The organism is Streptomyces sp. NPDC030165 (genome assembly GCF_055573595.1).
Genome location: NZ_JBVIBD010000012.1, coordinates 155,720 through 180,408, shown reverse-complemented (window position 1 = coordinate 180,408; position 24,689 = coordinate 155,720). Strand labels below are relative to the sequence as shown.

At 74.5% G+C, this 24,689-nt stretch carries 4 protein-coding genes; all 4 read left to right on the top strand.

The genetic code is table 11. The features are described 5' to 3' along the window. Nucleotides 1-51: 51 nt before the first annotated feature. The 4 genes from ACZ4Z1_RS23355 to ACZ4Z1_RS23340 all read left to right on the top strand — a co-directional run bounded on the left by ACZ4Z1_RS23355 (nt 52) and on the right by ACZ4Z1_RS23340 (nt 24,399). Nucleotides 52-15,195, top strand: coding sequence for a non-ribosomal peptide synthetase (locus ACZ4Z1_RS23355; protein WP_468488542.1), 15,144 nt, complete (start codon nt 52-54; stop codon nt 15,193-15,195). Nucleotides 15,196-15,205: 10 nt separating this feature from the next. Continuing rightward, nucleotides 15,206-21,799 carry an amino acid adenylation domain-containing protein gene (locus ACZ4Z1_RS23350; protein WP_468488541.1) on the top strand — a complete coding sequence of 2,198 codons (6,594 nt, stop codon included), beginning with the start codon at nt 15,206-15,208 and terminating at the stop codon, nt 21,797-21,799. A gap of 164 nt (nt 21,800-21,963) precedes the next feature. Beyond that, nucleotides 21,964-23,154, top strand: coding sequence for a cytochrome P450 (locus ACZ4Z1_RS23345; RefSeq protein WP_468488540.1), 1,191 nt, complete (start codon nt 21,964-21,966; stop codon nt 23,152-23,154). Nucleotides 23,155-23,178: 24 nt separating this feature from the next. Further along, nucleotides 23,179-24,399 (top strand): cytochrome P450, encoded by a 1,221-nt coding sequence (locus ACZ4Z1_RS23340; RefSeq protein ID WP_468488539.1) that lies wholly within the window; start codon nt 23,179-23,181, stop codon nt 24,397-24,399. Nucleotides 24,400-24,689: the final 290 nt, after the last annotated feature.

Below are 24,689 nucleotides of genomic sequence, written 5' to 3'. Positions count from 1 at the left end.
ACGCACCCCTGGAAGACACCTGCACCGTGACCGGCTGTGAGGAGAGAAGCGATGACCCGAACCCGCGTCGAGGACGTGTGGCCGCTGTCGCCGTTGCAGGAGGGACTGCTGTTCCACGCCGCGTACGACGAGGAGGGGCCCGACGCGTACCAGGGGCAGCGCCTGCTCGACCTGGAAGGGCAGCTGGACGCCGAGCGGCTGCGGCGCTCGTGGGAGGCGCTGGTGGCCCGCCACCCGGTGTTGCGGGCGAGTTTCCGCGGCCGCGCATCGGGTGCGGCGGTCCAGGTCATCGCCCGGGAGGCCGAACTGCCCTGGCGGCAGGCGGACCTGTCGCACCTCCCCGAGGCCGAGGCACTGTCCGCGGCGGAGGACCTGGCCGCCCGGGAGCGGGCGCGGCGCTTCGACCCGGCGGTGGCCCCGCTGCTGCGGCTGCTGCTGGTCCGGCTCGGCGAGCGCAGGCACCGCCTCGTCCTCACCAGCCACCACCTCCTCATGGACGGCTGGTCCATGCCGGTGCTGTTCGGCGAACTGTCCGCGGTGTACGAAGCCGACGGTGACCCCGGCGCACTGCCGTACGTGACGCCCTACCGGGAGTACCTGGCCTGGCTGAACCGGCAGGACAAGGAGGCCGCGCGCGCCGCCTGGCGGGCGGAGCTGACCGGGGCGGAGGAGCCGACGCTGGTGGCGCCGGCCGACCCCGCCCGCACCCCCGTCGTCCCCCAAAGCATCATCAGGGACATCCCCGAGCGGCTGACCCGGCGGCTGGCGGAGCTGGCCCGCGACCACGACCTCACGCTGAACACCGTCGTACAGGGCGCCTGGGCACTGCTGCTGGCGCGGCTGGCCGGCCGTACCGATGTGGTGTTCGGCGCCACGGTGGCGGGCCGGCCCGCCGGACTGCCGGGCGTCGAATCGATGGTCGGCTTCTTCATCAACACCCTTCCGGTACGCGTACGGCTCGACGGGGGCCAGCCGCTGTCCGAAATGCTCGCCGGGCTGCTGAAGCGGCAGTCCGCGCTCCTGGCCCACCAGCACCTGGGCCTGTCGGAGATCCAGCGGCTGGGCGGGCCGGGAGCGGTCTTCGACACGCTGGTGGTGTACGAGAACTACCCGGACCCGCCCGCCGGGCCGTCCGGCACCGGTGGCCTCACCCTCACACCGGCCGGATCCACCGAGACCGCCCACTACCCCCTCGCACTCGCCGTCCTGCCCGGCGAACGCCTGACCTGCAAGCTGGACCACCGGCCGGACCTCTACGACCGGGCCACCGCCGAGGCCGTCTTCCGGCGGCTGGTGCGGGTGCTGGAGCAGATGGCGGCGGACCCCTCGGTACCGGTGGACCGGATCGACGCGCTGGACGCGGCGGAGCGCGAACGGGTCGTGACGGACTGGAACGCCACACAGGCGCCCGCCCCCGACGCGCCGGTGCCTCAAATGGTGGCGGACCACGCCGCGCGCACACCGGAAGCGGCGGCGGTGACGGACGGCGGCCGGACCCTGTCGTACGCACAACTGGCCCGTGAATCCGACCGGTTGGCGAGCTACCTGATCCGGCGGGGAGTGCGGCGCGGCGACCGGGTCACGGTGGTGATGGAGCGGTCGGCCGAGCTTCTGGTCACCCTCCTCGCGGTGTGGAAGACCGGCTCCGCCTACGTCCCCGTCGACACCGGCAGCCCGGCCGAGCGGACCACATTCCTGCTGGCCGACGCCGCGCCGTCGGCGGTGGTGTGCACACAGGCCACCCGGGTCGCGGTACCGGCCGGCGCGGCCGCCGCACTCGTGGTGCTCGACGATCCGCGGGTGGCGGCTTCGGTGGCCGGCTGCCCGGCGCCGGCGGAGCCGGTCGCGGTGGGACCGCACGACCCGGCCTACGTGATGTACACGTCCGGGTCGACGGGCGTGCCGAAAGGCGTGGTGGTGCCGCACGGCGCCGTGGCGGCCCTGGTGGGCGAGCGCGGCTGGTCCGTGGGGCCCGGGGACGCGGTCCTGCTGCACGCGCGGCACGCGTTCGACATCTCGCTGTTCGAGGTGTGGGTTCCGCTCGCGTCCGGCGGCCGGGTGGTGGTGGCCGGGCCGGGGCCGGTGGACGCCGAGCGCATCGCGGCAGCGGTGGCGGACGGGGTGACGGCGGTGCACCTCACCGCGGGCCTGTTCCGGATCGTGGCGGAGGAGGCGCCGGAGTGCTTCACCGGCTTGCGGGAGGTGCTGACCGGGGGCGACGTGGTGCCGGCCGGCGCGGTCGCCCGCGTACGGGAGGCGTGCCCGCACGTCGCGGTACGTCATCTGTACGGGCCGACCGAGAGCACCTTGTGCGCGACCTGGCACCTGGTGCGCCCGGGCGACGGACCGTGCGCGGTGCTGCCGGTCGGGCGTCCGCTGGCCAACCGCCGGGCATACGTCCTCGACGCGTTCCTCCAGCCGGCCGCACCGGGGGTGGCCGGTGAGCTGTACCTCGCCGGAGCGGGGCTGGCGCAGGGGTACGCGGGGCGTCCGGGCCTGACGGGGGAGCGGTTCGTGGCCTGCCCGTTCGCGCCCGGCGAGCGGATGTACCGGACGGGGGACCTGGCGCGCTGGACGGCTGTCGGGGAGCTGGTGTTCGCCGGCCGGGCCGACGAACAGGTCAAGATCCGTGGTTTCCGGGTGGAGCCGGGCGAGGTCGAAGCGGCCCTGGCCGCGCACCCCTCGGTGGCCCAGGCCGTGGTGGCCGTCCGTGAGGACGGCCCGGGCGAGCGCCGCCTGACCGGGTACGTCGTCCCCGCCGGCCCGGGGGAGGCCGATCCGCACCGCATACGGGACGACGTCGCCGGGGTGCTGCCGGACTACATGGTCCCGGCGGCCGTGGTGGTGCTCGACAGCCTCCCGGTGACCGCGAACGGCAAGGTCGACCGGGCCGCCCTGCCCGCACCCGGCGGCGGACACGTTCCCGGCCGGGAGCCGCGTACGCAAGCCGAGAAGATTCTGTGCGCCCTCTTCGCGGAGGTCCTCGGTGTGCCACACGTCGGCGTCCGGGACGGCTTCTTCGAGCTGGGCGGCGACTCGATCAGCTCGATGCAGCTGGCGTCCCGCGCGCGACGCGGCGGACTGGCGCTGACCCCGCGCCAGGTCTTCCGCCACAAGACACCGGAACGGCTGGCCGAAGTGGCGCGGCCGGCCGGGACGGCGTCCGGCACCGCAGACGACACGGGCGTCGGCGAACTGCCCTGGACACCGGTCATGCGCGCACTCGGCGCGCAGGCCGCCCGCCCGGAGTTCGCGCAGTGGGCGGTCGTCGGCTCGCCGGCCACACTGACACGACAGACGCTGGTCACGGGGCTCGAAGCCCTGCTCCGTACCCACCCCATGCTGCGGGCCCGCACGGTGCCGGACGGCCCCGAACCGGTCCTGGTGGTGGACGAGCGCGCCACCGTGGACGCCCGCGCGCTGGTCACCCGCGTAGCCGTGCCGGACGGCCGGGCGGACGAAGCCGCGCAGCACGCGGCGCGGGAGGCCGTGGGGCGGCTGGACCCGGCCGCGGGCGTCATGGTGCAGGCGGTCTGGCTGGACACCGGGCCCGGTCAGGCGGGACGGCTGGTCCTGGCCGTGCACCACCTGGTGGTGGACGGCGTGTCCTGGCGGATCCTGCTGCCGGACCTGCGGGCCGCCTGCGAAGCGGCAGCGGCCGGCCGGCAGCCGGAACTCGCCGCCGTCGGCACCTCCTTCAGGCAGTGGGCGCGGGACCTGGCCGCACAGGCGCCGGCGCGCAGGACCGAACTGGACGACTGGAAACGCCTGGCGGAAGGCGCCGCCCCGGCGCTCGGCGCATGCGCGACGGACCCGGTACGCGACATCGTGGCGACGCTGCGGCGGCGGTCGTGGACGATCCCGCGAGCGGAAGCGGCCGCCCTGGTGGGCCGTATCCCCACGGCTTTCCACTGTGGGGTGCACGAGGTGCTGCTCGCGGCGCTCGCCGGCGCCGTGGCGCGCCGGCTGCCCGACGCCGACGCCACCGCCGGCTTCCTGGTGGACGTGGAAGGACACGGCCGGGAGTCCCACGACGGCACGGATCTGTCCCGTACGGTCGGCTGGTTCACCGACATCCACCCGGTGCGGCTGAACGCGGCGGACATCGACCTGCGGGAAGCCGGGTCCGGCGGGCCGGCCGCCGGCCGCCTCCTCAAGCAGGTCAAGGAACAGGTGCGGGCAGTGCCCGGTGACGGACTCGGCCACGGGCTGCTGCGCCACTTCGGCCCGCCTGCCGGACTGGGACCGGCGGACCTGACCGCCCCGCGCACCGGACCGGGGCCGGCGGATCTGCCCAGCCCGCAGATCGGGTTCAACTATCTGGGCCGCTTCCCGTCCGGAGCGCGGACCGGCCCGGTGGCCCCCTGGCAGCCGGCGGGCGAGACGGCGATCGGTGGCTCGGCCGCGCCGGACACCGCCGTCCCGCACGTGCTGGAGGCCGGCGCGGTCGTCCGGGACACTCCCGGCGGGCCGCTCCTGACCCTCACGCTGACCTGGCCGTCCGGGGCCCTGGACGCCGCCGTGGCACAGGAGTTGGGGGAGACCTGGCGGAAGATGCTCAGCGGCCTGGCCGCCCACGCCGGCGAGCCCGGCGCAGGCGGGCACACCCCGTCCGACTTCCCGCTCGTGGCCCTCAGCCAGGAGTCCGTGGCCGCGCTGGAGGCGGCGGTCCCGGAGCCGGCCGACGTCTGGCCGCTCGCGCCGCTTCAGGAAGGGCTGCTGTTCCACGCCTCGTACGACCAGGAGGGGCCGGACGTCTACCGGACCCAGCGCGTGCTGGAGCTGAGCGGCCCGCTGGACGCCGCGGTGCTGCGCGCGTCGTGGGAGGCCCTGGTGGACCGGCACGACGCGCTGCGGGTGAGTTTCCACAGGGCGGCGACGGGGGAGGCCGTACAGGTCGTCGCGCGGAACGTACGGGTTCCGTGGCGGACGGCGGACGTGTCGGGCCTGCCGGAACGCGAAGTGCCCGCCGAAGTGGCGCGGCTGTGCGACGAGGAGCGGGCGGAGCGGCTCGACCTGTCCAGGGCCCCGCTGCTGCGGCTGCTGCTGATCCGCCTCGGTGAAGGCCGCCACCGGCTGGTGCTGACGACGCATCACATCCTGATCGACGGCTGGTCCATGCCGAACATCGTCGACGAGGTGAGCGCGCTCCACGCGGCGGGCGGCGACGCATCCCGCCTGCCGGAGGCGCCCTCCTACCGGGAGTACCTGACGTGGCTGGCCGCACAGGACAAGGAGGCCGCGCGGGCCGCCTGGCGCGCGGAACTGGCCACAGCCGTGGACCCGACACTGGTGGCGCCGGCGGACCCGGGCCGGGCGCCGGCGGTGTCGGAGACCTGCCGGGCGGAACTGTCCGAGGACGAGACACACGCACTGGAGGAACTGGCCCGCGGGCACGGCCTGACGCTGAACACCGTGCTCCAGGGGGCGTGGGCGCTGGTACTGGCGCAGCTGACCGGACGTACGGACCCGGTGTTCGGCAACACCGTCGCGGGACGCCCCGCTGAGCTGGCGGGCGTGGAGTCGATGATCGGCCTGTTCATCAACACCCAGCCGGTACGGGTCCGGCTGGACGGGGCCCGGCCGGTGCTGGACACGCTCGCGCAGCTCCAGGAACACCAGGCCGCGCTCATCGCCCACCAGCATCTCGGCCTGCCGGACATCCAGGAGGCCGCCGGGCCCGGCGCGGTCTTCGACACCATGATGATGTTCGAGAACTACCCGCGGAGCTCGACCGTGCGCCCCGGCTCGGCAGGCCGTCCGCTGTCGATCGCCCAGGCCGGTGTCGAGACGGGCACCCATTACGCGGTGGCGGTCGGGGCCGTCCCCGGTGACCGGCTCCGCGTCCAGGTGGAGTACCGGCCGGACCTCCTCGACCGGGAGGTGGCAGGGCGGCTCGCGGACCGGATCGTGCGGGTGCTGACCCAGGTGGTGGCCGATCCGTCGGTGCTCGTCGGACGGATCACCGTGGCGGACGCCGCGGAACGCTCCCGGGTGGTGACCGGGTGGAACGAAACGGGGGCCGGGCCGCCGCGGACCCTGACGCCCGACGTGATCGCCGGCCATGCGGCCGGTACGCCCGACGTGGTGGCGGTCGACGGCCGCGACGGGACGCTCTCCTACGCCCAACTGGTGGCGGCCGCCGGCCGGCTGGCCGGGTACCTGGCCGCACGGGGCGTGGCGCGTGGTGACCGGGTCGCCGTGCTGATGGACCGTTCGGCCGGGCTGCTGGTGGCGCTGCTGGCGGTGTGGCGGACGGGCGCCGCGTACGTACCGGTCGAGGCGGGCGCCCCGCGCGAGCGGATCGCCTTCACCCTGGCCGACTCGGCCCCGGCAGCCGTGCTGTGCACCGGGGCGCACCGGGAGCTGGTGCCGGCGGAGTACGCGGGGCGGCTGGTGGACCTGGACGATCCGCGGGTGGCGGCGGACGTCCGTACGTACCCGGACGAGGGTCCCGCGCGCACCGTGACGGCGGCGGACCCGGCCTACGTGATGTACACCTCGGGCTCGACGGGCGTGCCCAAGCCGGTGGCGGTGCCGCACGGCAGCGTGGCCGCCCTCGTGTGCGAGCGCGGCTGGTCCGTCGGCGCGGACGAAGCGGTGCTGATGCACGCGCCGCACGCGTTCGACGCCTCGCTCCGGGAGACGTGGGTGCCGCTGGCGGCCGGGGGCCGGGTGCTGGTGGCCCCGCCCGGCGCGGTGGACGCGCAGGGGATCCGTGCGGCGGTGACGGCCGGGGCCACCTCGGTCCACGTGACCGCGGGGCTCTTCCGGGCCCTGGCGGAGGAGGACCCGGACTGCTTCGCGGGCCTGCGCGAAGTCCTGACCGGCGGCGACGTGGTGCCGCCGGGCGCTGTCGCCCGCGTACGGCAGGCCTGCCCGGACCTCGCCGTACGGCACTTGTACGGGCCGACCGAGGCCACCCTCTGCGCGACGTGGCACCTCCTGCGGCCGGGCGCCCGGCACGGCCGGGAACTGCCCATCGGACGCCCGCTGCCGCGACGCCGGCTGTACGTCCTCGACGGGTTCCTCCAGCCGGTCCCGCCCGGTGTGACCGGTGAGCTGTACCTTGCCGGCGCGGGGCTGGCGCACGGCTACCCCGGCCGTCCGGGCCCGACCGCGGAACGGTTCGTGGCCTGCCCCTTCGCGCCGGGGGAGCGGATGTACCGGACCGGGGACCTGGTGCGCTGGACCGCGGAGGGCGAACTGGTCTTCGCCGGGCGGGCCGACGACCAGGTCAAGATCCGGGGATTCCGGGTGGAACCGGGCGAGGTGGAGGCCGCGCTGGCCGCGCACCCCGCGGTGGCCCAGGCGGTGGTGACCGCCCGCGAGGACCGCCCCGGCGAACGCCGGCTGATCGGCTATGCCGTCCCCGACGGGCAGCCGCTGGACACGGAAGCGGTACGGCGCCACCTCGCCGGAGTGCTGCCCGAGTACATGGTTCCGGCGGCGCTGGTGGTGCTGGACGCGATCCCGGTGACGGTGAACGGGAAGGTCGACCGCGCCGCGCTGCCCGCCCCGCTCTTCGCCGCCAAGGCGCCGGACCGGGCGCCACGCGCCGGCGCCGAGGACACCCTGTGCGCGCTCTTCGCCGACGTGCTCGGCCTGGATCGGGCAGGTGTCGGTGACAGCTTCTTCGAACTGGGCGGCGACTCGATCACGTCACTGCAACTGGTGGCGCGCGCCCGCCGGAACGGCCTGCTGCTGACGCCGTGGCAGGTCTTCGAGCTGAAAACTCCCGAACGGCTGGCCCAGGTGGCTCAGGCCGCCGAGAGCACCGCCGCCACCGCCGACGACGGGGGCGCGGGCGCGCTGCCCTGGACGCCGGTCATGCGGTCGCTGGGCGAACAGGCCGCCGTCGCCGGCTTCGCTCAGTGGGCGGTCGTACGGGTACCGGCCGGGTTGGGACACGACGTGCTGGCGGCCGGTCTCGGTGCTGTCCTGGACACCCACGACATGCTGCGGGCGCGGACGGTGCCCGGCACGTACACGCTCACCGTGGGCGAGCGCGGCACGGTGGACGCCGCGGAGCGGATCACCCGCGTCGAGGCGGTGGACGCCACGGACGACAGCCTGGACGGCATCGCGCAACAGGCCGTGACGGACGCGGCGGAGCAACTGGATCCGGCCGTGGGTGAGATGATCCGCGCGGTCCGGGTGGACGCGGGCCCGGAACGGCAGGGCCGACTGGCCCTGGCCGTCCACCACTTGGCGGTGGACGGGGTGTCCTGGCGCATCCTGCTGCCGGACCTCCAGGCCGCCTGCGAAGCCGTGGCGGCCGGCCGGGAACCGGCACTCGCCCCGGTGGGAACCTCCTTCCGCCGGTGGGCCGGACTGCTGGCCGAGCAGGCCGTCTCAGCCGAGCGGACCGCCGAGCTGGACCACTGGCTGGCAGTGGCGGACGGCCCCGATCCGCTGCTGGGCGACCGGCCGCTCGACGCGGCACGGGACACCGTGGCGACCGTACGCCACCGTTCGTGGACGGTCCCGCGGTCCCGGGCCGCCGTCCTGACAGGGCGGACCCCGGTGGCGTTCCACTGCGGTGTCCACGACGTGCTGCTGGCCACGCTGGCCGGGGCGGTCGCACAACGGCGCACCGAACGCGGCCGGAACACCGGGCCGGCCGACGGCGTGCTGATGGACATCGAGAAGCACGGCCGCGAGCCGGACGGCGAGGACCTGTCCCGTACGGTGGGCTGGTTCACCAGCGTCCACCCGGTCCGGCTCGCCCTGCCGGGCGTCGGCCCGGGCGAGGCACGGCCCGGCGGCCCGGCGGCCGGCGCGCTGCTGAAAGCGGTCAAGGAACAGGTGCGGGCGGTGCCCGGCGACGGACTCGGCCACGGCCTGCTGCGCCACCTCAACCCGGAGACGGGGCCGAGGCTGGCGGACCTGCCCGCCCCGCAGATCGCGTTCAACTACCTGGGCCGGTTCGCCGCCGGCTCCCGTACCGCCGAAGCCCCGGACGCCTGGCAGCCGGCCGGTGAGGCGGCGCTCGGCGGTGCGGCCGGTCCCGGCATGCCCGCCCGGTACGTCCTGGAGGCGAGCGCCGAGGTACGGGACACCGCGGAAGGGCCGCAGATGCTCCTCACCCTCGCCTGGCCGGGCGGGGTATTGGACGACGCCGAGGCAAACCGACTGGGCGAGGCATGGCTCGACCACCTCGCGGGACTCGCCGCGCACACCGGCACCCCGGAAGCGGGCGGCCACACCCCGTCCGACTTCCCGCTGCTGGACCTCACACAGGACGCCGTGGCGGAGCTGGAGGCCGAGGTGCCGGGGCTGGTGGACCTCTGGCCGCTCTCCCCGCTGCAGGAGGGCCTGCTCTTCCACGCCTCCTACGACGAGGCAGGCCCCGACATCTACGAGGGCCAGCGGGTGATGGAACTGAACGGGCCGCTGGACGCCCCCCGGATGCGCAGGGCCTGGGAGACGCTGCTGCGCCGGCACCCGACGCTGCGGGCGGGCTTCCACCGGCGCGCGTCGGGCGAAGCCGTACAGGCCGTTCACGGTGATGTGCCCCTGCGGTGGCGGGAGGCGGACGTCTCCGGGCTGCCGCCGGCGCAGGCGTCGGCCGAAGTGGAGCGGCTGTCCCGGGAGGAGCGGGCGGAGCGGTTCGACCTGACGGCGCCGCCGCTGATGCGGCTGCTGCTGATCCGCCTCGGCGCCCGACGCCATCACCTCGTACTGACCAGCCACCACATCACGACGGACGGCTGGTCCCTCCCCGTCCTGTTCGGCGAGGCGGCAGCGGTCTACGAGGCGGGCGGCGACGACCGCACGCTCCCCGCCGCCCCGTCCTACCGCGACTACCTGGCCTGGCTGGCCCGGCAGGACAAGGAAGCCGCGCGGGCCGCCTGGCGGGCGGAACTCGCGGGGCTCGACGAGCCGACCGAGGTGGTGCCCGCCGAGCTGGTCAGGACACCCGCCGTACCGGAGCGGGTGCGCTTCGAGCTGACCGACGACCTCTCGCGCGGCCTGACGGCGCTGGCGCGCGGCCACGGCCTGACGGTGAACACCGTGCTCCAGGGGGTGTGGGCGCTGCTGCTGGCCCGCCTGACCGGACGTACCGACGTGGTCTTCGGCACGACGGTGGCCGGCCGGCCCCCCGAGCTGCCGGGCGTGGAGACGATGATCGGCCTCTTCATCAACACCCTGCCGGTACGGGTCGGCCTGGCGGGGGAGCAGCCGTTCGCCGAGATGCTGGCCGGGCTCCAGGAGCGGCGCTCCCGGCTGCTGCCCCATCAGCACATGGGGCTGCCCGACATCCGTCAACTGGCAGGCGGCGGAGCGGGCTTCGACACGGTCGTGGTGTACGAGAACTACCCCCACGCGCCGGAACGGCCCACCGGTCCGGACGTCCTGTCCATGCGTCCCGCCTTCGAGCCGGAGGACCGCGGGCACTACCCGCTGACGTGGATCGTGGCCCCCGGTGACCGCTATCAGGGCGATCTCATCTACCGGCCGGACGTCTTCAGCCGCGCCTGGGCCGAGGAGGCGCTGGCGTACCTCGTACGCACCCTGGAGCGGGTGGTGGCGGATCCGTCGGTCCCGGTGGGGCGGGCGGGCGCGCCGGACCGGGGCCGGCGCGGACCGCGGCGGCCGGAACGTTCCGCGGCGGCCGAGCCGCTGCCGGTGCTCTTCGAACGGCAGGCCGCGGCGACGCCCGGCGAGATCGCGGTGTCCGGATCCGGCGGCACGCTGTCGTACGGGCAACTGGCGGGCTCGGCGCGGCAGTTGGCGCGCCTCCTGATCGGCGCGGGAGTGCGGCCGGAGCGCCGGGTGGCGGTGCTGATGGAGCGGTCGGTGGCCTCCGTCACCGCACTGCTGGCAGTGTCGCTGGCGGGCGGAGCCTTCGTGCCCGTGGACCCGGACTACCCGGCGGAACGGGTGACGTTCATGCTGAAGGACGCGGACCCGCCGGTGGTGGTGTGCACCACCGGCACCCGGGCGGCGGTCCCCGACGGCTGCGCGGCGCGCGTGGTCGTGCTGGACGACCCGGCGGTGGCGGCCGCCGTGGCGGCATGCGGGGACGGCCCGGTCAGGGACGACGAACGGGCGGCTCCGCTGGATCCGCGGCACGCGGCGTACGTCATCTACACCTCCGGATCGACCGGCGTCCCCAAGGGCGTCGTGGTGACGCACGCGGGCCTGGGCGACCTGGCACGGGCGCAGATCGAGCGGTTCGCGGTGACCCCGGACGCGCGGGTCCTGCAGATGGCGTCGCCGAGCTTCGACGCGGCGGTCTCCGAACTGTGCACGGCACTCCTGTCGGGCGCCGCACTGCTGGTGCCCGGCGCGCCGGAGCTACCGCCACAGGTGTCCCTGGAGACGGCCCTGCGCACGTGCGGAGCGACACACGTGACGGTGCCGCCGAGCATGCTGGCGGCAGAGGAGGAACTGCCGCCGGCACTGAGGACGCTGGTGGTGGCGGGGGAGGCGTGCCCGCCCGGGCTGCCCGCGCGGTGGGCGGCGGGACGGCGCATGATCAACGCCTACGGGCCGACCGAGGCGACGGTGTGCGCCACGATGAGCGAGCCGCTGTCCGCCGACGCCGGCGGGACGGACGCGGTGCCGATCGGCCGGCCGGCCGACCATGCGCGGGCGTACGTACTGGACGCGTTCCTCCACCCGGTGCCGCCGGGCACCGCCGGAGAACTGTACGTCGCCGGCACGGGCCTGGCGCGCGGCTACCTGAAGCAGCCGGCCCTGACCGCCCAGCGGTTCGTGGCCTGCCCCTCCATACCCGGCGGGCGGATGTACCGCACCGGGGACGTGGCACGCCGCACGGACACCGGCGAACTGGTCTTCGTCGGCCGCTCCGACGACCAGGTCAAGGTCCGCGGCTACCGGGTCGAGACCGGTGAGATCGAGGCCGCCCTCGCCGCGCACCCGGTCGTCGAACAGGCCGTGGTGCTGGCCCGCGAGGACCGGCCGGGCGAGCGCCGCCTGGTGGGCTATGTCGTCGCGGACCCGACGGCCCGCTCCCGCGACGGGCACACCGAACGGGAACAGGTCGGTGAATGGCGGCAACTGTACGACGCGCTCCACGCCGACCCGCAGTCCGACACCCTGGGCGAGAACTTCGCGGGCTGGAACAGCAGTTACGACGGCCTGCCGATACCCCTGCCCGAGATGCGCGAGTGGCGCGCCCGGACGGTCGAACGCATACGGGCGCTGCGACCGCACCGCCTCCTGGAGATCGGCGTGGGCACCGGCCTGCTGCTCTCCCGGCTGGCACCGGACTGCGCGGAGTACTGGGGCACCGACTTCTCGGCGTCGGCGATCGACACGCTGTCCCGGCAGGTGAGCCGGGATCCGGCCCTGGCCGGGCGGGTAGTGCTGCGCACCCAGGCGGCCCACGAGACGGACGGCCTGCCGGCCGGCCACTTCGACACGGTCGTCCTGAACTCGGTCGTGCAGTACTTCCCCAGCGCCGACTACCTGCGCGACGTCCTGGAACAGGCGGTCGGCCTGCTGGCCCCGGGCGGCGCGCTGTTCGTCGGCGACGTACGCAACGTGCGCCTGCTGCGGGCCCTGACCACCGCCGTGGAGGCGGGCCGGGCGGGTAGCGGCGGCGACGCGCAGGAACTGCGCAACGCGGTGGAGCGCAGTGTGCTGCTGGAGAAGGAGCTGCTGGTCGACCCGGAGTTCTTCGCGGCACCGGGCAGCCGGCTGCCGGGCATCGCCGGAGTGGACGTCCAGGTCAAGCGCGCCCGGTACCACAACGAGCTGAGCAGGTACCGGTACGACGTCACCTTGTACAAGGAGGGCGCCGCGGTCCTCGACGTGGCCGGTGCGCCGCGGCGGGACTGGCCGGCCGTCCAGGAGAACGGCGGCCTCACCGCGCTGGAGCGGTACCTGAGCGGCGACGGGCCCGAGCTGCTGCGCGTCACCGGCATTCCCAACAACAGGGTGGCGCACGAGGTGGAACTCGCGCGCAGCCTGTCCGCCGGTGGGACCCGAAAGGCGCTGCGCGACGCTCCGACGGCCTCCTCCGGGACCGTCGTCCCTGATGCGGAGGACTTCCACGAGCTGGGTGAGCGGCTGGGCTACTGGGTCGGTACGACGTGGTCGGCCGCGTCCCCGGACGCGGTGGACGCCGTCTTCGTACAGGCTGAACGGGCCGCCGAGGCCGCGCCGGTGCAGACGTACGAACCGGTGCAGACGTACGAACCGGCCGGTGACCGTGGCCCCCAAGCTCCCCTGCGGGCCTGGACCAACGACCCCGCCGCCGGACGCGGCACCGGCGCCCTGCTCACCGCCCTGCGGGAGCACCTCGCCACGACCCTGCCCGCGTACATGCTCCCCGCGGTCCTCGTACCGCTGGACCGGCTGCCGCTCACCCCGAACCGGAAGATCGACCGCAAGGCGCTGCCCGCCCCCGACCTCGTGGGGCAGGTGTCCGGCCGGGACCCGCGGACTCCGGCCGAGGAGATCCTGTGCACCCTGTTCGCCGAGGTGCTCGGCCTCGAACGGGTCGGCGCCGACGACAGTTTCTTCGACGTGGGCGGCGACTCCATCACCTCGATGCAGCTGGCGGCACGGGCCGCGCGCGCGGGGCTGGAACTGTCACCACGCCAGGTGTTCGAGGAGGAGACGCCCGAGCGCCTTGCGGAGGTGGCCACCGCCGGGCAGCCGGGGGCCGGGGACGCGGCCGCGTGCGAGGTCGCCTGGACGCCCGCCCTGCGGGCCCTGGGTGCGGAGGCCCTGCGCCCCGGGGCCGCCCAGTGGGTGATGACCGCGACTCCGGCCGGACTGACCGGGGACGTGCTGACGGCCGGGCTGAGCGCGGTGGTGCACACGCACGCCGTGCTGGGGGCCCGCTCGGCCCCCGACGGCGGGCAGCCGGCGCTGATCGTGCCGGAGCGCGACACGGCGGACGCGGACGGCACGGGACTGCTGACCCGCATCGACGCGGCGGGCATCCCGGACGGTGACTTGGAGGAGACCGTGGCGTCGGCCGCACACGAAGCGGCCGAACGCCTCGATCCCGCCGACGGCACGGTGTTCCGGGCCGTATGGGCGGACACCGGCCCTGACCGGCCCGGGCGCCTGGCCCTGGCGGCGCACCTCCTGGTGATCGACACCGCGTCCTGGCGCATCCTGATCACGGATCTCGCCGCGGCCTGCGCGGACGCGGCGGCCGGCCGGGCTCCGGCTCTCCCGGCGGAACCGACGCCCTTCCGGCAGTGGGCGGCCGCAACGGCCGGGCGGACCGGCGGCGTCCCGTCACCGGCGGCCGCGGAGCCCGCCGGGGCGGACCGGGCGCCGGACGCCGTCCCGGCCCGGCACCACCGCTCCTGGGCAGTACCGCAGGAAACGGCGGAAGTCCTGGTCGACCGGGCCCCGGAGGTCTTCCGCTGCACCGTGCACGACCTGGTCCTGGCGGGGCTGGCGGGCGCGGCCGTACGCGAGCGGACCGGCCGACAGGGCGGTTCCGCCGTCGTGGTGGAGATCGAGGCGGACGGCCGGGAACCGGCCGCCGGGACCGGCGAGACCGACCTGTCCCGGACCGTGGGCCGGCTCGCCGTCACCCGCCCCGTCCGCCTCGACCTGTCAGCCGTGGACCTGTCGGAGGCCGGCCTGCCGTCCGTGGACCTGTCGTCCGTCGGCCTGGACAGCGCCACGGCGGATGGCCCACCGGCCGCCGGTGCCCTGCTGGCGGCGGTCAAGGAGCAGATCCGGGGGGTGGTGTCCGGCGACGGGCCGCCGCACGACGACGGTCCGGGCACCCACCCGGCCGAGGCAGCTCCGCCACGGCTCGCCTTCACCCACCACGACCGTGCCGGCACGGGCCATGGTGCGGCGCCCGCCGCCTGGCGGTTCACCGGCCGGTCGGCGGTCACCGGTCCGGCCGTACGCGGCGGGCCGGGCCGGTACGACCTGGCGGCCGTATCGGCCGTGCACGACACCCCCGCCGGACGACCGGAGCTGACCCTCACGCTCAGCTGGCGGCGGACCTCCGCACCGGCGGACGCCGCGGCGCAACGGCTGGGAGCGGCGTGGCCGGAACGGCTGGGACAGGCCTGGCTGGCCGTGCTGAACGGCCTGGCGGCCCATGCGGCCGGCTCCGCGGCAGGAGGACGCACCCCCTCCGACTTCCGCCTCGTCGATCTCGCCCAGCACCAGATCGACGAACTCGAAGCCGGGTTCCGCACCGCGCAGCGACAGCCGACGAAGCGCAAGCCCTCGTGAGGAGAGAACGATGACCCAGACCATGGTCGAGGACGTGTGGCCGCTGTCCCCCCTCCAGGAAGGACTGCTGTTCCACGCCACCTTCGACGACGAGGGACCGGACGTCTACACCCTCCAGTCGACGCTGGCCGTCGGCGGGCCCGTGGACCCCGACCGGTTACGGGCGTCCTGGGAAACCCTGGTGGCCCGGCACGGGGCGCTGCGCGCCTGCTTCCGCCGGGTGAGCGGGGCGCAGACGGTGCAGGTCGTCGCCCGGGAGGTGACGGTGCCGTGGTGCGAGGCGGACGTCTCGGGGCTGTCCGGTGCCGAGGCCAGGGCCGAGGCGCGGCGGATGGCGGAGGAGGAGCGGTCCCGGCGGTTCGACCTCGCCGAGGCGCCGCTGCTGAGGCTGCTGCTGATCCGTCTGGGGCCGGACGAACACCAGTTGGTCGTCACCACCCACCACATCCTCCTCGACGGCTGGTCGATGCCGGTGCTCCTCGCGGAACTGTCCGAGATCTACGCGGCGGGCGGTGACGGCTCGGTTCTGCCCCGTGCCACGTCGTACGGGGAGTACCTGGCCTGGCTGAACCGGCAGGACAAGGAGGCCGCGCGGGCCGCGTGGCGCGTGGAGCTGGCCGGCGCGGAGGAACCCACGCTGGTGGTGCCGCCCGATCCCGGCAGGCGCGGCGCGATGCCCGAGGACGTACTGCTCGACATCCCGGAAGGGGCCACCCGGCGGCTGACGGAGCTGGCGCGCAAGCACCGCCTGACGGTCAACACCCTGGTGCAGGGCGCCTGGGCACTGGTGCTGGCCCGGCTGGCCGGCCGTACGGACGTGGTCTTCGGCGCCACGGTGGCCGGCCGGCCGCACGGCCTGCCGGGAGTCGAGTCCATGGTGGGGCTCTTCATCAACACCCTGCCCGTCCGCGTACGGCTCGACGGCGGGCAGCCGGTGCTGGAGATGCTCAAGGAACTTCAGGGCCGGCAGTCGGCACTGGGGCCGCACCAGCATCTGGGGCTGGCGGAGGTGCAGAAGCTCGGCGGTCCGGGCGCGGTCTTCGACACGCTGGTGGTGTACGAGAGCCTGCCCAGGACCCCTGCGGGGCCGTCCGTGCCGGGCGGGCTCGCCCTCGTGCCCACGGGCCTCTCCCACAGCGCGGCGCACTATCCCCTCACCCTCGGCGTGCTTCCCGGCGACCGCATCAGCATGCGCCTGTCCTTCCGGCCGGACCTGATCGGCCGGGCGCGGACCCGGCACATCGGGGAGCAGGTGGTCAGGGTCCTGGGGCAGCTGGCTGCCGACCCCTCGGTACCGGTGGGCCGTATCGGTGTGCTGGACCCCCGGGAAAGCCGCGAGGCGCTACGGGGATGGACCGCGGCGCAGGTTCCCGCGCCGGGCGCTTCGGTCGTGGCGTCGATCGCGGCCCGGACGGCGGAGGATCCCACGGCGGTGGCCGTCGCCGACGGCGGGCAGCGGCTGTCGTACGAGGTGTTGACGGCACGTTCCGCACGGCTGGCGGTGTATCTGACCGGCCTGGGGGTGCAGCGCGGCGACCGTGTCGCGGTCGTGATGGAACGTTCGGCCGGCCTGCTGGTGGCGCTGCTGGCGGTGTGGCGGGCGGGTGCCGCGTACGTACCGGTGGACGCGGGACACCCTGCCGAGCGGGTGGCGGCGCTGCTGGCGGACAGCGGGCCGGCGGCGGTGCTGTGCACGCGGACGACCCGGGGCGTGGTGCCGCCGGACCGCGCGGCGGATCCGGTGGTGCTGGACGATCCGCGGGTGTCGGCGGCGGTCGCAGCCTGCCCGGCGGACCGGCCGGCGGTCCGTACGGGGCCGGAGGACCTTGCATACGTCATGTACACGTCCGGTTCGACCGGTGCGCCCAAGGGCGTGGCGGTGTCCCACGGCGCCGTGGCCGGCCTGGTGGGCGAACGCGGCTGGCCGGCCGGCGCGCAGGACGCCGTGCTGATGCACGCACCACACGCCTTCGACGCCTCGCTGTTCGAGGTGTGGGTGCCCCTGGCCGCCGGAGCCCGGGTCGTGGTGGCGCCACCGGGCGTGGTGGACGCCCGGCAGATCAGGGCGGCGGTGGCCGAAGGGGTCACACTGGCGCATCTGTCAGCGGGCACGTTCCGAGTGGTGGCGGAGGAGTCGCCGGAGTGCTTCGCCGGCTTGCGGGCCGTGCTGACCGGCGGGGACGTGGTGCCCGCCACCGCCGTAGCCCGCGTACGCGACGCCTGCCCGCACGTGCCGGTGCACCACCTCTACGGACCGACCGAGAGCACCCTGAGCGCCACCCGGTTCACCCTCGCGCCGAACCAGGCACCGGACGCGGAACTCCCCCTCGGCCGCCCGCTGGACAACCGGCGGACGTACGTCCTGGACGCCTTCCTCCAGCCGGTCGCGCCCGGCACGACCGGAGAGCTGTACCTCGCGGGCGCGGGCCTGGCCCGCGGCTACCTCGGCCGGCCCGGCGCGACCGCGGAACGGTTCGTGGCCTGCCCCTTCGCCCAGGGTGAACGCATGTACCGCACCGGGGACCTGGTGCGGTGCACCGCCGACGGCGAACTGGTCTTCGCCGGGCGGACCGACGGCCAGGTCAAGATCCGCGGCTTCCGGGTGGAGCTCGGCGAGGTCGAGGCCGCCCTGGCCACCCACCCGTCCGTGGCGCAGGCCGTGGCGGCCGCCCGGGAGGACCACCCCGGCGAGCGCCGCCTGGTCGGCTACGTCGTCTCCGCCGGGTACGACATGGACCCCGAAGCGGTACGCCGACACGCCGCCACCATGCTGCCGGACTACATGGTGCCGGTGACCGTCGAGGTTCTGGACCATCTGCCGCTGACACCGAACGGCAAAGTGGACCGCAGGGCCCTGCCCGCCCCCGATCTCGCCGGACTGGTCACCCGGGAAGCCCCGCAGGGCGAGACGGAGGAGACCCTGTGCGCCCTCTTCGCCGAAACACTGGGGCTCGAACGGGTGGGCCCGGGCGACGACTTCTTCCAGCTCGGTGGGGAATCAGGGCTGGCGATGCGGCTCCTCGGGCGGATCCGCGAGGAGTTCGACTCCGAGATGACCCTGCGGCAGTTCTTCAGCGCTGCGACACCGGCCGGCGTGGCCCGGGCGCTGACGGTGAAGACCCGGCCGGCCCTGGAGTCGGCCGAATACGGCGCCGACGTACCCGCCACCGCGGCCCAGCTGCGTACCTGGCTGCTGACCCGCCTGGACGACGGCGGGGCGGGACACCGGGTCGCGGTGGCGCTGCGCCTGCACGGCGCACTGGACCGCACGGCACTCCAGGAGGCGCTGGCAGACGTCGCGGAGCGCCACGAAATCCTGCGGACCACCTTCACCGGAGCGCGGGGCGACCTGCGCCAGCACATCCTGGACACCGCGGCGGCCCGTCCCGAACCGGTGGTGACGGCCGCCGGGGAGAAGGACCTGCCGGACCTGCTGGCCGCCGGCCTGGCGCACGAGTTCGACCTCACCAGGGCAGCGCCCTGGGCACCGTACCTGTACGTCCTCTCCGACGACGAGCACGTCCTGCTGCTCGTACTGCACCGGATCGCCGCCGACGAGGCGTCGCTGGACCCGCTCGTCCGGGACCTGTCGGCGGCCTACCGCGCACGGCGCGACGGCCGGGCACCCGAACGCTCCCCGCTGATGTACCAGTTCGCCGAATACGCCCTGTGGGAGCGGGAACTGCTCCGCAGCGCCGGGGAACCGGGCAGCCTGATCGGCGACCAACTGGCGTACTGGAAGGAGACCCTGGCCGGTGTCGACGGGGAACTGGACCTGCCGGCCGACCGCCCCCGGCCCGCCCTCGCGTCCCGCCGCGGCGCCCGGGTGCCGCTGCGCCTCGACGCCGCCCTGCACGCCCGGCTGACGGAACTGGCCGAGCCGCACAAGGCCACCACCTTCACCGTCGTACTCAGCGCGCTCGCCCTGCTGCTCACCCGGCTCGGCGCGGGCACCGACCTCACCATCGGCACCGAGCTGCCGCGCCGGACCGAAGACGGTCTGGAAGGGCTGGTCGGCCCGTTCGCCGGACCGCTGCCGCTGCGCACGGACACCTCCGGCGACCCCGGCTTCGGCACGCTGCTCGGCCGGGTGCGGGAGACCGAACGGCAGGCCCGCCGGAACGCGGACGTGCCGTTCGAGCACCTGATGGACACCCTCGACCTGACACCGTCCGTGGCGCACCACCCCGTCTTCCAAGTCGGTCTGGCCGTCGTGGACGACCCCGTCGAGGCGCTGCGGGAATGGGGCCTGCCCGGAGTGCGCACCACCCGCATGGACCCCGGCTCCCTCACCACCGAACTGGACCTGGCGATCGGCCTCACCGGACGTCACCGCCCCGACGGCAGCCCGGGCGGCCTCGAAGGACACCTGTGCTACGCCACCGACCTGTTCGACGAGTCCACCGCGGCCGCGCTCGGCAACCGGCTGGTCCGCGTCCTGGAGCAGGTGGCGGCCGACCCGGAACTGCGACTGAGCCAGGTCGACATCCTGCTGGGGCCGGACGAGCGGAGGCGGCTGGCGGACGGCGGCAGCCGGGCGGCGGCGCCGTCCCCTCCCGGCACCGTGGTCGAGGCGCTGGCCGCACAGGCGGCCCGTACCCCGCACGCCGTCGCCGTCGCAGACCGAGGGGATTCCCTCACGTACCGGGCGCTGGACACCGGATCCGCCCTGCTCGCCCGCCGGCTGACCGCACTGGGCGTACGGCCGCACGACGTGGTCGTCGTCGCCCACCCTCGCACCGCCGGACTCGCGGTCGCGCTGCTCGGCGTACTCCGCACCGGGGCCGCCTGCCACGTCGCGGACACCGGAGACCCCGTACCGCAGCTGCACTCCCTCCTGCGACGGACCCGACCCGCCGCACTGGTCCGCCCGGCCGGGGCGGAACCACTGCCCGCCGGAACCACGGTTCCCGAACTGCCGCTCGACTCCCCGGCGCGGGACCTGGCCGACGCGGCCGCCCCCGAAGCCGGGCAGGCCGGAAGCAGGGCCCGCGCGGTGCCGCTGCCCGGCCACCCGGCGCTGGTACTCGGCACCACGGCACCCTCCGGCGGAACCGACGTGGTCATCGACCACCGCACGCTGGCCGACCGCACCGCACGGCACACGCTCGCCTCCCCGCCGGACCGCGGCACGGTCCTGCTGGACGCCGGGGCCCCCTTCGGGACGCTGGTGACACCGCTGCTCTCGGCCCTCGCGGCGGGCGGCAGCGTCCAATTCGTGAGCCCGGAAGCCCCGGGACCCCTGGGAGACGAGGTATCCGCACCGCACGGCCCGGACGGTACGCCGCTCCTGGTGACCACCGGCGAAGCGCTGCCCGCCTTCAGCGCCCCGCCCGGCGACCGGCCGGCCGAGGTCCTGGTCACACGGACCGGCGCCCCCGACGAGTCCGACGGCATCGCCCGATGGCACGAACGGCACCCGAACGCCCTGGTCACGACCGGCTACGGCGCCCCGGAGACGGCCGGCCCCTGGCTCGTCCACCGGGCCGGACCGCGGACGGACCGAAGCACCCCGCCGCAACCGCCCGCCGGCACACCGGAGCCCGGCACCCGCGCCTTCGTGCTCGACGGCCTCCTGCGGCCGGTGCCGCCCGGCGTCCCGGGCGACCTGTACGTGGCGGGGGCCTCCTTGGCGCTCGGCTACCTGGCGCAGCCGGCCCCCACCGGCGAGCGCTTCGTCGCCTGCCCCTTCGGGCCCCCGGGCGAGCGGATGTTCCGTACCGGCGTACGGGCCAGGCGCGGCGGCACCGGCCTGTTCACCGTGCTCGACGGGCACCGCGACCCGCAGCGCAGGACGCCCGCCGACCCCGGCGCGGGCGCGGCAGGCGGCCGGGAGGACCTGGCCGTACTCCTGCCGCTGCGGTCCGCCGGCAGCCGCCCGCCGCTGTTCTGCGTGCACCCCACCTCGGGGCTGAGCTGGGGCTACCTGGGACTCCTGCGGCACCTGCCACAGGACCGGCCGGTCTACGGGCTCCAGGCGCGCGGCCTCGCGGGCCCGGAACCGCTGCCCTCGACCCTGGAGGAGATGGCGGCCGATTACGTCGCCCAGATCCGCAGCGTCCAGCCCACCGGCCCGTACCACCTCCTGGGCTGGTCCTTCGGCGGCACAGTGGCCCACGCGATGGCCACCCGGCTCACGGAAGAGGGCGAGACCGTGGCGCTCCTCGCCGTCCTCGACACCCACCCCGGCTCCGTCGGCCTCATCTCCCAAGGCCGGGCGCCGGCCGGCCGCGAGGGAGACGAGCGGGGGGTGCAGGCCGAACTCGACATGCTCGGCGAACTGGGCGTCATGCGCACCGGCGACCCCGCGACGAGCGCGCGGCTCCGGTCGGCACTCCGCGACATCCTGCACAACTTGGCGCGGCTCTCGGACGGGTACACACGGCGCCGCTTCCGGGGAGACCTGCTCCTGTTCCTCGCGACCGAGGACCGGCCCGCGCACCCGTCGGTACCGGAGACGATCGCTGGCTGGCAGCCGTACGTCGACGGTGACGTCCAACCGTACGAAGTGGCAACGGACCACAACTCGATGCTCGACCCGGCACCGCTGGGGCACATCGGACGCATCGTCGCGGAGAAGCTCCGGTCGATGGCCGAAGCGTGACGGGGCGTGCCCGTGCTGCACCGGCCCGTCCGGCGGCCCGGGTCCCTGGACGGGGGCCCGGCCGCCCGGCACAAGGAAAGGCACCTGGCAAGAGCCCCCTGGCCCCACCTCCCAAGCCCCCACAAATGCCTCTGAAGGGCCCCGACAAAGAAAGGCACTCATCGATGCCGCAGCCACAGAACATCCCCCCGCACCACCGCCGCGACCGCTTCCAACCGGTGCCCGAAGTCGTCCGGATGGCCAAGGAGACGCCACTGGTCCAGACCGACCTCACCGTCGGCCCCGCTCAGCACCTGGCCTGGCTCGCCACCGGAAACGCCGAGGTACGGGCGGTACTCGGCGACCGCAAGCGGTTCAGCATCCGGCCGCCCGCCGACACCGAGGAGGAGACCCGCAGCCTGGTCGCGCCCGGAAACCTGCTGCACTACGACCCGCCCGACCACACCCGCCTGCGCAAGCTCCTCACACCGGAGTTCGCACCACGGCGGATGCAGCGGATGGAGCCGCGCATCAAGGAGATCGTGGCGGAGTGCCTGGACGCCATGGAGAGCGTCGGACAGCCGGCCGACCTCATGGAGCACGTCGGCTGGCCCGTCGCGGGCCTGGTCAGCTGCGAACTGCTGGGCGTCCCCAGGGACGACCAGGCGCTGCTGGCGCGCTACCTCGGCATCACCCACAACGAGGGCCGCACCCCGGAACAGCAGATGACCAACGGAATGGCGTTCTGGAAGTACATGACCCGGCTCGCCGAGCGGCGCAGCCGCGACCCCGGCGACGATCTGCTCAGCGCACTGCTCGGCGAGCAGGACACGGACGTCAGCCACGACGAGCTGGCAGGCATCGGCGCGAGCGTCCTGGCCGCCGGGCTCTCCCAGGTCTCCGGCATGCTGGGAATGGGCACACTGGTCCTGCTCGAACACCCCGACCAGCTCGCCCTGCTCCGGGAACGGCCGGAACTGACCGACCGGGCCGTGGAGGAAATGCTCCGCTACGTCACGATCATCCAGATCGCCTCCCCCCGCACCGCCCTGGAGGACGTGACCATCGGCGACCAGGTGGTCAGGGCCGGCGAGAGCGTGTCCTGCTCCCTGGTCGCCGCCAACCACGTGACGGCCGCCGGAGACGGCCCGACCGGTTTCGACATCACCCGCGACCCCACCCCCCACCTGGCTTTCGGGCACGGTCTGCACCATTGCGTCGGTGCCCCGCTGGCCAGGATGGAGCTGCGCATCGCCTTCCCGATGCTGCTGGAGCGCTTCCCCAGACTGCACCTGGCCGTACCGCCGGACGAGATCACCTTCCGGCCCGCGCAATCGCGCCAGTACGGCGTGGATTGCCTACCCGTCGGCTGGTGAGAGACCTGAGACCTGGGAGAGGACATGCAGGAAGAGACCCCGCACACATTCGACCACGCCCGCAGGGCCGGCTACGGACCGGGCACCTACGTCCGCGAACTCCATGAGAAAGGACCCGTCAACCGGGTCACGCTCGGCCGCACCCCCGACTCCGACGCCGAAGGAACGCCCGCCTGGCTGGTCACCGGCTACGAAGAGGTACGCCAAGTCCTCGGCGACCACGCCCGGTTCAGTACGCAGCGCCGCTTCGGCGCCGACACGTCGGCTCCCATGAGCGACCGCCTCCGGCCACGCGAGATCGTCGGACACCTCATGGACTACGACCCGCCCGAACACACCCGGCTGCGCAGGATGCTGACACCGGCGTTCACCGTCCGGCGGATGCGGCAGCTGGAGCCGCGGATCGAGGCGATCGTCGAGGAGTGCCTGGACGACATGACGGAGGCCGGCCGGCCGGCCGACCTGGTGGAACTCCTCGCCCGCCCCGTCTCGGGAGCCGCGCTGTGCGAACTGATCGGCGTACCACGCGACGACCGCACCGACTTCGTCCGCTGCGTCCAATGGCAACTGGAACAGGACCGGCCGCGCCGACAGCGCGCCGACGCGGGCGAGACCTACCTCCGCTACCTCGGAGCGATGGTGCGCCGCCAGCGCAAGAACCCCGACGACGGCTTCATCGGCACCCTCGTCCGCGAACACGGCGACGACTTCACCGACGAGGAACTCCGCGGCGTCTGCGGCCTGATGATGCTCGCCGGCCTCGACAACATCTCCGGCATGATCGCCCTGGGCGTCCTCGTCCTCCTCGCCTACCCCGACCAGCTCGCCCTCCTGCGCCACAACCCCTCATCGGCCGACCGCGTGGTCGACGAACTCCTCCGCTACCTGTCGGTGGCTCACGCGCCGACTCCCCGGATCGCCCTGCAGGACGTCACCGTGGGAGGCCACCTGATCAAAGCCGGCGAACAGGTCACCTGCTCCATCCCCATGGCCAACCGCGACACCACCCTCCTCCCCGACGCCGACCGCTTCGACAGCACCCGGGATCCCGTCTCCCACGTAGCCTTCGGCCACGGCATCCACCACTGCATAGGCGCCGCGATGTCCAGGCTGGAACTCCGCACCACCTACCTCGCCCTATGGCGCCGCTTCCCCGAACTGCGCTTGGCGGTACCGGCGGACGAGGTGGAGTACCGGTCCAATGCGGTGGCTTACGGGTTGGTCAGTTTGCCAGTGGCTTGGTGAGGGTGGGGGGAGGCTTGGTGCGGCGGCGGGTGGCCCGAGCGGGGAGCACCAGGCCCTGAGCCGTTCGGCGCTCTCGCGTCGGGTCAGTCCCGCACGCGCGGGTACCACAGGCCGTGACCAGCGGTTTTGTCAGGTAAGACGGCCACTTTTCCTTAGCCTCGGCTCCGGTCGACTGTTGTCCGGGCGTGTGGCTTGTCACGTGCGTCCCCCGCCACGTCCGACACACGGACCGGAGCGCTACGTCCGGCCGCGGGGTGGCACGCGTACGGTGTGGGCCGGAAGCGGTGTGT